Annotated in this window: 7 protein-coding genes and 1 tRNA gene; 4 read left to right on the top strand and 4 right to left on the bottom strand. The window is 70.0% G+C overall.

Features of this window, described 5'->3' with window-relative positions:
* Window positions 1-302: 302 nt before the first annotated feature.
* Both E3O49_RS12350 and E3O49_RS12345 read right to left on the bottom strand, forming a co-directional pair.
* Window positions 303-773 (bottom strand): RidA family protein, encoded by a 471-nt coding sequence (locus E3O49_RS12350; RefSeq protein ID WP_134367999.1) that lies wholly within the window; start codon window positions 771-773, stop codon window positions 303-305.
* Between the two features lie 3 nt (window positions 774-776).
* On the bottom strand, window positions 777-941 hold the full coding sequence (locus E3O49_RS12345) for a Sp36 family protein (RefSeq protein ID WP_134367998.1): 165 nt from the start codon (window positions 939-941) through the stop codon (window positions 777-779).
* A 50-nt stretch (window positions 942-991) separates the two neighbouring features.
* Between E3O49_RS12345 and E3O49_RS12340 the strand changes: the two genes are divergently transcribed.
* The 4 genes from E3O49_RS12340 (at window position 992) to E3O49_RS12325 (ending at window position 6,295) form a co-directional block, all read left to right on the top strand.
* Window positions 992-3,538 (top strand): transglycosylase domain-containing protein, encoded by a 2,547-nt coding sequence (locus E3O49_RS12340; RefSeq protein WP_134367997.1) that lies wholly within the window; start codon window positions 992-994, stop codon window positions 3,536-3,538.
* Entirely contained in the window at window positions 3,535-4,518 is a 984-nt protein-coding gene (locus E3O49_RS12335; RefSeq protein WP_134367996.1) for a metallophosphoesterase, read from the top strand. Before E3O49_RS12340 ends, E3O49_RS12335 begins: the two co-directional genes overlap by 4 nt.
* Before the next feature lie 112 nt (window positions 4,519-4,630).
* Window positions 4,631-4,704: transfer RNA gene (locus tag E3O49_RS12330), tRNA-Pro, on the top strand.
* A 106-nt stretch (window positions 4,705-4,810) separates the two neighbouring features.
* The gene (locus tag E3O49_RS12325) at window positions 4,811-6,295 is read left to right on the top strand and encodes an MFS transporter (protein WP_134367995.1); all 1,485 of its coding nucleotides are present in this window, start codon (window positions 4,811-4,813) and stop codon (window positions 6,293-6,295) included.
* Window positions 6,296-6,906: 611 nt separating this feature from the next.
* Here the strand turns inward: E3O49_RS12325 and E3O49_RS12320 are convergent.
* Both E3O49_RS12320 and E3O49_RS12315 read right to left on the bottom strand, forming a co-directional pair.
* Window positions 6,907-7,821 carry a hypothetical protein gene (locus tag E3O49_RS12320; RefSeq protein WP_134367993.1) on the bottom strand — a complete coding sequence of 305 codons (915 nt, stop codon included), beginning with the start codon at window positions 7,819-7,821 and terminating at the stop codon, window positions 6,907-6,909.
* 537 nt (window positions 7,822-8,358) lie between these two features.
* Window positions 8,359-9,378: an LLM class flavin-dependent oxidoreductase gene (locus tag E3O49_RS12315; protein ID WP_134410839.1), complete on the bottom strand. Its 1,020-nt coding sequence runs from the start codon at window positions 9,376-9,378 to the stop codon at window positions 8,359-8,361.
* Window positions 9,379-9,527: the final 149 nt, after the last annotated feature.

The raw sequence follows: 9,527 nt of genomic DNA, 5'->3' as shown, positions 1-9,527 counted from the left end.
ACGCCCGGCGCGCCTGACCCGCGCCGCCCGCGTGACCCGCGCAGCCCGCGTGACCCGCGTGACCCGCGCAGCCCGCTCCGCGCAGCGCGCCGCGCCGCCCGCCTAAACCGGCCCCCAACGCAGCCCCCTCCAACCAATTCGACGGAGATTTTGGGCTAGAACGCCGTTTCAGAGCCCATTTCGCACTTTTAAACCAAAATCTCCGTCGAATTCGTTCGGGGCTGCCGGCCTCAGCACGGGGAGCGGGGGCCAGGCGAGGGGCGAGGGGCGAGGGGCAGGGAGCGAGGGGCAGGGAGCGAGGGTCAGGCGAAGGAGACGATCAGCTCCAGCTCGACCGGCGAGTCCAGCGGCAGCACGGCGACGCCGACGGCCGAGCGTGCGTGCACGCCCCGGTCCCCGAAGATCTCGCCGAGAACCTGCGACGCCCCGTTGATGACGCCGGGCTGGCCCGTGAACGACGGGGCGGATGCGACGAAACCGGTGACCTTGACGATCTGCGTGATGCGATCGAGCGAACCGATCACGGCTTCGATCGCGGCGAGCGCGTTCAGCGCGCACTGCCGGGCGTACGCCTGGGCGTCGGCGGCGGGAACGAGGCCGTGGCCGTCACCGACCTTGCCGGTGGCCGGGAGCGCCCCGGAGACCATCGGCAGCTGACCGGAGGTGAAGACCAGCGAACCGCTGACCACGGCCGGAACATAGGTGGCGACGGGCGGCACGACGCTGGGCAGGTCGATGCCCAGCTCGGCGAGGCGGGCTTTGATCTGTGACATGGTTCAGGCTCCTTCGGTGGCGAGGGGGCGCTTGAGGTAGGCGACGAGCCCGCCTTCGGGCCCGGGAACGACCTGCACGAGCTCCCAGCCGTCAGAGCCCCAGTTGTTCAGGATGGCTGCTGTGTTGTGAATCATCAGCGGGGTGGTGAGGTACTCCCAGGCAGGCATATGGCTCCGATTCAGGCTGTTTTTCAGATTTGTCACTTAGTCTCAATTGTATGTCTGCCATAAATCGTTCGGTCAGTGGAGCCCTCGCCGGGCTCCTCGGTTTCGTCGGGATGAGCGCCATCGCCGGCGTCCTCGTCACCGCTGCGGTCACTCCCGCGCTGGCCCTCTCGGGCATGACCGCCACGAACACCATCAACGTCTTCGAGAACCTACCCGATTACCTCTCGATCGACCAGCTCTCGCAGAAGAGCAATATCTATGCCATGCACACCGACGGCACGCCCCAGCTGCTCGCATCCTTCTACGACCAGAACCGCGTTGAGGTTCCCTGGGATGGCATCAGCCAGTTCGTGAAGGATGCCGCCGTCGCCGGTGAGGACCCGCGCTTCTACGAGCACGGCGGCATCGACCTCGAAGGCACCATCAAGGGCGTCGTGAGCACCGTGGCCACCGGCAGCGCCCGCGGCGGCTCGTCGATCACCCAGCAGTACGTCAAGAACGTTCTCGTGCAGAAGTGCGAGGTGCTCGCCGACCAGAAGAAGCGCACCGCCTGTTACGACCTGGCGACGGAGACCAGCCCCGACCGGAAGCTCAAGGAGATGCGCCTGGCGATCGGGGTGGAGAAGAAGTACCCCAAGGACGACATCCTGCGGCAGTACCTGAACATCAACGGTTTCGGCGGATCCGTCTACGGCATCGAGTCCGCTGCCAATTACTACTACAACACCAGCGCCGCGGCCCTGACCCTGCCGCAAGCCGCCAGCCTCGTGGCCATCGTGAACAACCCGGTGAAGTTCCAGCTCGACGACCCCGCGAGCGAAACCAACGGCGCCGCCAATGGGTACGCCGCCAACAAGGAGCGCCGCGACTACATCCTCGGCGAGATGCTCAAGTACAAGAAGATCACCCAGGCCGACTATGACGCCGCGCTGGCCACGCCGATCGAGCCGACCATCACGGAACCGAGCACCGGCTGCCAGACCGCCGGCGGCAGCGCGTTCTTCTGCGACCTCGTCGTGCACACCCTGCAGACTGATTCGACGTTCGGAGCCGACGAGGCCGCACGGTTGGCCAACTTCCGTCGCGGCGGCTACAACATCTACACGACCCTCGACCTTGACCTGCAGGACGCCGCCGAGGCGACCCTGACGGAGAACGTCCCCAAGACGGACCCCAACTGGGATGTCGGAGGCGTCATCACGAGCGTGCAGGTCGGAACCGGCCGCGTGCTGGCCATGACCCAGAACAAGGACTACAGCCAGGACCCGGCAGTCCAGGCCACCGGTGCGAACTTCACCGGCATCAACTACAACACCGACATCGACCAGGGCGGCTCGAGCGGGTTCCAGCCCGGCTCGACCTACAAGGTCTTCACCCTGGGCGAATGGCTGACCGAGGGACACTCGCTCAACGAGCGGGTCGACTCCCGTCGCAAATCGGACTGGGGCGTGTTCAAGGACAGCTGTAACGGCAACGCGAGCTACGCCTTCAACCCGAAAAACGATGCGAACGAGTCCGGCGCCAACTACAGCGCACTCCAGTCGACGATCGGCTCCATCAACACCGGATTCATCGGGATGGCGAAGAAACTCGACCTCTGCGGCATCCGTAAGACGGCCGAGGCCTTCGGCGTACACCGTGCCAACCTCGAACCGCTGGAACAGGGACCCTCGGCGGTGCTCGGCACGAACGAGGTCGCCCCGCTGAGCATGGCCGTCGCCTTCGCCGGCATCGCGAACAACGGCGTCAAGTGCAGCCCCATCGTGATCGACAAGATCATCGGGCCGGACGGCACCGAAATGGCCCCGCCCAAGTCCGAGTGCACGCAGGCGGTCACCCCTGAGGTCGACGCCGGCATGACCTATGCCATGCAGAAAGTGATGACGGAGGGCACCGCCACCGCGTCAAACAGCGCGACGAAGCCGCGCGTGCCGATGATCGGCAAGACCGGTACCACCGACGGCAACAAGGACACCTGGATGAGCGGGTCGAGCAGCAAGGTCGCCACCGTCGTGGGCGTCGTCAGCGTCACCGGTGACATCAACCAGCGCCAGGTCTACTGGGACCAGGGCACTGCCGCCACCGCCCGTCACCGGATGTGGCCCGCAGTCATGTCGGTCGCGAACGCGAAGTACGGCGGGGAACCCTTCGCCGAGGCCTCCGGCAAGGTGCTGCAGGCCGTGCCGATTCCGATCCCTGACCTGCGGGGCAAGTCCATGGCCGACGCGACGTCCGTTCTGCAGGCCGCCGGGTTCGAGGTCGTGGACGGCGGAGCAACCGACTCCGAGCTGCCCGCCGGAACCGTGGCCCGCACCGACCCGTCGGGCACCGCGAGCCGCGGCGCCACCATCACGGTGTTCTCCAGCAACGGCAACCTCGGCGCGGTACCCGACGTCGTCGGCAAGACCGAGGCCGAGGCCACGGCCGCCCTTCAGGGGTTCGCCGTGGATAAGAAGGAGCAGGACGTCACCGATCCCAAGCAGGTGGGCATCGTTCTCTCGATGACGCCCGCCGGCGGCACGGGTGCGGCAGCCGGCAGCGCCGTCACGATCGTGGTCGGCAAGCTCGCCAACGGCAACGGAAAGGGCAACGGATGAGCCGGGCCGGCTCCGCGGGCCGCGCCCTCGCTCTGAGCACCGGCGCGGTCGTCGCGGCCGGAGCCGCCGCGTTCGCCTGGGGTTCGCTCGTGGAGCGCCGCATGTTCACCCTGCGCGAGGTTGACGTTCCGGTGCTCGCGCCGGGTTCGGACCCGATCAAGGTTCTGCACCTGTCCGACCTGCACATGGCGCCCTGGCAGCGCGACAAGCAGGAGTGGGTGCGCGGCCTCGCCGGGCTGAAGCCCGACCTGGTCGTCAACACCGGCGACAACCTCGGTCACGCCGACGGAATCCCGGGGATCGAATATGCGCTGGAGGCGTTCCGCGGCATCCCGGGCATCTTCGTCAACGGTTCCAACGACTACTTCGGGCCGATTCTGAAGAACCCACTGAAGTACTTCGGTGCGCCGTCGCTGCTGCGCACGGCGATGCACGAGAAACTCGACATCGACGGGCTGCACGCCGTCTTCGCCGACCTCGGCTGGGTCGACCTCAACAACGCCGCCGGCGCGCTGGACCTCAACGGCACCCACCTCGAGCTGTTCGGCGTCGACGACCCGCACATCAGGCGCGACCGCCTCGACCTGATCACCCGCGCCATCGACGACCTGCGGGCGAGCGACCCGCTCTCCGAGGAGCACTGGCCCGACCCCGAGGAGGCCAGCGAACCGCGGCCGACGCTCACGATCGGTGTCGCCCACGCGCCCTACCAGCGCGTGCTCAACTCCTTCGTGAACCACGGCGCCCAGCTGATCCTGGCCGGGCACACCCACGGCGGCCAGGTCTGCGTTCCCCGGTTCGGCGCCCTCGTCACCAACTGCGACATCCCGCGCCAGCAGGTCAAGGGGCTCAGCCTCTGGGACTCCGGCTTGCACTCGGCCTACCTCAACGTGTCCGCGGGCCTGGGCACCTCCATTTACGCGCCGGTGCGTTTCGCCTGCCCGCCGGAGGCCACCCTGCTCACGCTCACTGCCGCGTAGGTCGCGGCCGCGCGCGGGTCACCCGCAGCTCGCGGGCAGGTTGCGTGAAGGCCGTCCAAAGGTCGAGACCTGCCCGTTCGTGGGGTTATACTTGACAAGGCTTACGGGCCATCGGGGTATGGCGCAGCTTGGTAGCGCGCGTCGTTCGGGACGACGAGGTCGCAGGTTCAAATCCTGTTACCCCGACAGATACACAAAACCCCCACTCTTCGGAGTGGGGGTTTTCTGTTCCCCACAGCGTTCGACGCACCACTGTGTTCGATCCACCCCAGCGTTCGAGAGGATCCGGACCATGTCCAAGACCACCCCGTCCAAGACCCCCGGGGCCTCCCCGCCCGCACCCGTCGTCTCACGGCACGCCTGGCAGGCCCTCGTCGTGCTGCTGGCCGGCATGTTCATGGCCCTGCTCGACACCACCATCGTGAACGTGGCACTGCCCACCATCCGCACCAGCCTCGACGCCTCGGAGGCCACCCTCTCCTGGATCATCTCCGGCTACGCGCTCGCCTTCGGAATCGCCCTGATCCCGGCCGGCCGGCTCGGGGACCGGATCGGCCATAAGTGGGTCTTCTTCACCGGGCTGTTGCTGTTCACCCTCGCCAGCCTCGCCTGCGGGCTCGCGCAGAACGACCTGCAGCTGATCATCGCCCGCGTCGTGCAGGGCCTCGCCGGCGGCATGTTCGTGCCGGCCGTCACCGCCGTGATCCAGCTGCTGTTCCCGCCACTGGCCCGCGGCAAGGCGTTCGCCATCATGGGCTCGGTCATCGGCGTCTCCACGGCGCTCGGCCCGATCCTCGGTGGCCTGATCATCCAGGCCTTCGGCGACGAGAACGGATGGCGCCTGGTCTTCTGGGTCAACCTGCCGATCGGCGTCGCGGCCCTGATCGCCGCCGCCATCCTGCTGCCGGCCGGCGCCGAGCGCGCCGCCGGTGACGAGCGCGGCGGCATCGACTGGGTGGGCCTGCTGCTCATCTCCGGCGGGCTGGTGGCCCTGCTGGTGCCGCTGATCGAGGGCCAGGACCAGGGCTGGCCGCTCTGGACCTACCTCACCCTCGCGGCCGGTGCGCTGCTGGTGGTGGCGTTCGGAGCCTGGGAGGTTCACTACACGCACCGGGGCAAGAGCCCGCTGGTGCCGCCGAAGCTGTTCCGGCATCCGGCCTTCAGCGGTGGCATCGTGCTCGCCCTGGTCTATTTCGCGGCCTTCACCAGCATCTTCTTCACCATCTCGATTCTCTGGCAGGCCGGGCTCGGGCACACCGCGCTCGAGTCGGGGCTGGTCTCGATTCCGTTCGCCTTCGGCACCATCATCGGGGCGTCTCAGAGCAACCGGCTGGCCCAGCGGCTCGGCCGCACGGTGCTGATCATCGGCGTGGCGCTGGTCACCATCGGGCTGGTCTGGATCTGGCTCGCCCTGCTGCTGATCGGTCCCGAGATCACGAACTGGGAGCTGCTGCCGCCGCTCGCGATCGCCGGCCTCGGCAGCGGGTTCTTCATCGCCCCGAACGCCCAGTTCATCGTGGCCACCGTGGACCGCTCGGAGGCCGGCGCGGCCAGCGGCGTCGTCGGCGTGATGCAGCGGGTCGGCAGTGCGGTCGGCATCGCCGTCATCGGCAGCGTGTTCTTCGGCACCCTGGTGGTGGCGGGCCCGACCCCTGCGGCCCTCGCCGACGGCTTCACCGCCAGCGCCACCGCTGCGATGGGCGTCAGCGCCGCGTTCAGCGTGCTGGCCCTGCTGCTCGTGTTCGTGCTGCCGAAGCGGGTCAGTGCCGCGCGGTAGTGCGCGCGGAGGTTCAGTCGGCGGCGGCCGCGGCTCGCGGCAGCCGTTCGCGGCAGCCGTTCGCGGCACCCGTCCGCGGCACCCGTCCGCGGCACCCGTCCGCGGCACCCGTCCGCGGCACCCGTCCGCGGCAGCCGTCCGGCCTCGGCCGCTGCCTCTGCCTCTGCCTCCTCCTCCATCCGTGAGGGGTCCCAAATCGACCTTCGTTGACCCGCGGAAGGTCGATATGGGACCCCTCAGCGGCCGTGGGTGCGTCCGCGCGCCGCAAAGGCGGGGAGGGACAGCGCAGCCGGGGTCCGCCGCTCGCGGCATCCGTTCGGCCTCCGGCCTCGGTCTCCGACCGTGAGGGGTCCCAAATCGACCTTCGTTGACCCGCGGAAGGTCGATTTGGGACCCCTCAGGCGGGTTTGGGTACGTCCGGGGCGGCGGAGACTGGCCTGCGCGGCGGAGCCGAGGGGCGGCGGAGACTGGCCTGCGCGGCGGAGCCGAGGCGCGGCGGAGCCGAGGCGCGGCGGAGCCGAGGCGCGGCGGAGCCGAGGGCAGCGACAGCGGCGCGAGGACAGCGACAGCGGCGCGAGGACAGCGAATGCCCGCCGGCGACCAGGCGCGGGCTAGAGGGCGAACCGGGCCGGGTAGAGGGCGAGGGTGTCGCGGATGATGCGCAGCAGCATCCGTCGGTCGATCAGTTCGTCGGCCGCGATCTCGACGATGTGCCAGCCCGCGGCGGCAAGGCGGGCCGCCCGGGTGCGGTCCTTGCGCCACCGTTCCGGTTCGCTGCGGTGGTAGTCGCCCTGGTACTCGAAGATGACCCGGTGGGCCGGGAAACACAGGTCGCCGCGGGCGAATTCGTGGCCGCGGGCATCCGTGATCGCAAAGTTGGCCCGCAACCCCGTGATACCGGCCCGCACGACGGTGACGCGAATGATCGACTCAGGCGGCGACTCGGCGTTCTCGTCGAGGAGGCCGAGCGCTTCAACCAGGAGTGCGCGCCGGCGCCGCGACGGATGGCGGGCGACGGCATTCTCGAGTTCGGCACGGCTGGCGAGCGGATGCTCTCGGTGGATCAGGTAGTCCCCCGCCGCCACGAGGTCCTCGACGTCGAGAATCGCGGCCAGGTCGCACCAGGTTCGGGCCGCGGTCGTCACGCGCAGCCCGCGCCAGTCGCGAAGGTCGCCGTCGCGCAGCTGCAGCTTGTGCCCGGTCGTTCCGGCGGCCTTGCATGCGCGCAGCGGCGAGCGCGTGCCCACGTGCAGTTCGGGTGGTCTCCTCAGCCGGCTCGGCAACGGAATGCCGATGATCAGAGCCGCGGTCACCCCACAGAAGAAGCCGGCCTCGGGCAGACGGAGCTGTAGTGCCCGGGCCTGGTCCGGCAGCGACGTGGCCGCCGCGAGCGAACGGATGCCGTGGAATGGTCGCGCGAGGTCGGGTCCCCGCAACCGGCCCTCGCCGATGCCGCGCTCGGCCGCCGTGCGCGTGGTGAAGGGCCTGTCCCCGAGCCCCGACGGCAATGGAATTCGACTTGTCATCGGCCCAGCGTGCGCCCCCGCGGCTTTTCGTACCGAAGTTGTCCCCAGCGCGGTCCGGAACGGCCCGGCCCGCGCCGGCCCGCACGCTGCCGCACCGGCCCGCACGCTGCCGCACCGGCCCGCACGCTGCCGCANGGCCCGCGCCGGCCCGCACGCTGCCGCACCGGCCCGCACGCTGCCGCACCGGCCCGCACGCTGCCGCACCGGCCGTGAGGGGTCCCATATCGACCTTCAATCGTGTTGGGAAGGTCGATATGGGACCCCTCACGATGGTTTGCCAAGCACGGATACCCCGGGGGCCGGATGCGGGGCGACGGGCGCGCGGTCGGTCGACAAGCGAGCGGGCGGCGGGCTGTCAGCGGGGGCGGGCGGGCGACCGGCGGCATCCGTCGGCATTGGGTCTCGTGTCCTGCCCGTGAGGGGTCCCACATCGACCTTCCGGAGGCCCGGGAAGGTCGATATGGGACCCCTCACGATCGTTTGCCAAGCACGGATACCCCGGGGGCCGACGGCAGGGCGGCGGGCGGATGCCCCGGGTCAGGCGAGTGCCGGCTCGGAGCGGAGGCCGGCCACGATTTCGAGCGAACGGATGCGCCCCGGCAGCGTCGCGGCCTGCGCGCTGACCATGAGCTGGTCGGCGCCGGTGGCGTCCAGCAACTCGGTGAGTCGGGCATCCACCTCGTCGGGCGTGCCGATCGCCTGCCGCCGGTTGCGGGCCAGCGCGACCTCCTGCTCGTAGGGGCTGAACCGGTAGGCCTCCGCCTCCGCCGCCGACACCGGCTCCGGCTTCTTTCCCTGGCGCATCCGGATGTAGGTGATCAGTCCGGGCAGCGATTCGCGGCGCGCGACCTCGGGGTCGTCGTCGGCGATGACGCCCACCGTGATCATGGTGTGCGGCTCGGCGAGGAACCGGCTCGGCTTGAATCCGGTGCGGTAGAGGTCGAGGGCGGCCTCGGTGTGCTCCCCCGCGAAATGGTGCGCGAAGGCGAACGGGAGCCCCAATGCGCCGGCAACCTGCGCGCTGAAGCCGCTTGAGCCGAGCAGCCACAACTCCGGGGCGTCACCGAGGCCGGGGTACGCGGTGATGCCGCGCAACGGATTGTCCGGGGCCATGCCGCCGTGGAAGAACCCGATCAGGTCCGCCAGCTGCTGCGGGAAGTCGTCGACCCCGAGGCCCGCGGGGCTGCGGCGCAGGGCCAGGGTGGTGGCGGCATCCGTGCCCGGGGCGCGCCCGATGCCGAGGTCGATCCGGTCGCCGTAGAGGGCGCGGAGGGTTCCGAACTGCTCGGCCACGACGAGCGGGGCATGGTTGGGCAGCATCACGCCGCCGGAGCCGACCCGGATACGCTCGGTGCGCGCCGCGATGCCCGCGATCAGCACGGCCGGCGCGCTCGAGGCGATGGCCGGCATGTTGTGGTGCTCGGCCACCCAGAACCGGTCGTAACCGAGTCGTTCGGCGGCCTGCGCCAGACGGATGCTGCCGCCCACCGCGTCCGCGCTGGTGCCGCCGGCGGGGCGGCTGGCCAGGTCGAGCACGTTGATCGGGAGGGTGCGCATCCCTCACGGTAACCGGTCGGGGCTGGGTGGAGGTTGGGGCCGGGGGTCGGCGACGGTCGGGCTCGGGGCCGGCGGTCGGCGACGGTCGGGCGCGGGGCCGGCGGTCGGCGACGGTCGGGCTCGGGGCCGGCGGTCGGCGACGGTCGGGC

The sequence above is a fragment of the Cryobacterium shii genome (assembly GCF_004402595.1).
In the GTDB taxonomy this organism is placed as follows: domain Bacteria; phylum Actinomycetota; class Actinomycetes; order Actinomycetales; family Microbacteriaceae; genus Cryobacterium; species Cryobacterium shii.
Note: the sequence above shows the minus strand (reverse complement) of the source record. Positions and strands in the feature narration are given on the sequence as shown.

Excerpts from the sequence above, each read along its gene's own strand:
- E3O49_RS12350 (WP_134367999.1), bottom strand. The coding sequence starts at position 773 with ATGTCACAGATCAAAGCCCGCCTCGCCGAGCTGGGCATCGACCTGCCC.
- E3O49_RS12345 (WP_134367998.1), bottom strand. The coding sequence starts at position 941 with ATGCCTGCCTGGGAGTACCTCACCACCCCGCTGATGATTCACAACACA.
- E3O49_RS12340 (WP_134367997.1), top strand. The coding sequence starts at position 992 with ATGTCTGCCATAAATCGTTCGGTCAGTGGAGCCCTCGCCGGGCTCCTC.
- E3O49_RS12335 (WP_134367996.1), top strand. The coding sequence starts at position 3,535 with ATGAGCCGGGCCGGCTCCGCGGGCCGCGCCCTCGCTCTGAGCACCGGC.
- E3O49_RS12325 (WP_134367995.1), top strand. The coding sequence starts at position 4,811 with ATGTCCAAGACCACCCCGTCCAAGACCCCCGGGGCCTCCCCGCCCGCA.
- E3O49_RS12320 (WP_134367993.1), bottom strand. The coding sequence starts at position 7,821 with ATGACAAGTCGAATTCCATTGCCGTCGGGGCTCGGGGACAGGCCCTTC.
- E3O49_RS12315 (WP_134410839.1), bottom strand. The coding sequence starts at position 9,378 with ATGCGCACCCTCCCGATCAACGTGCTCGACCTGGCCAGCCGCCCCGCC.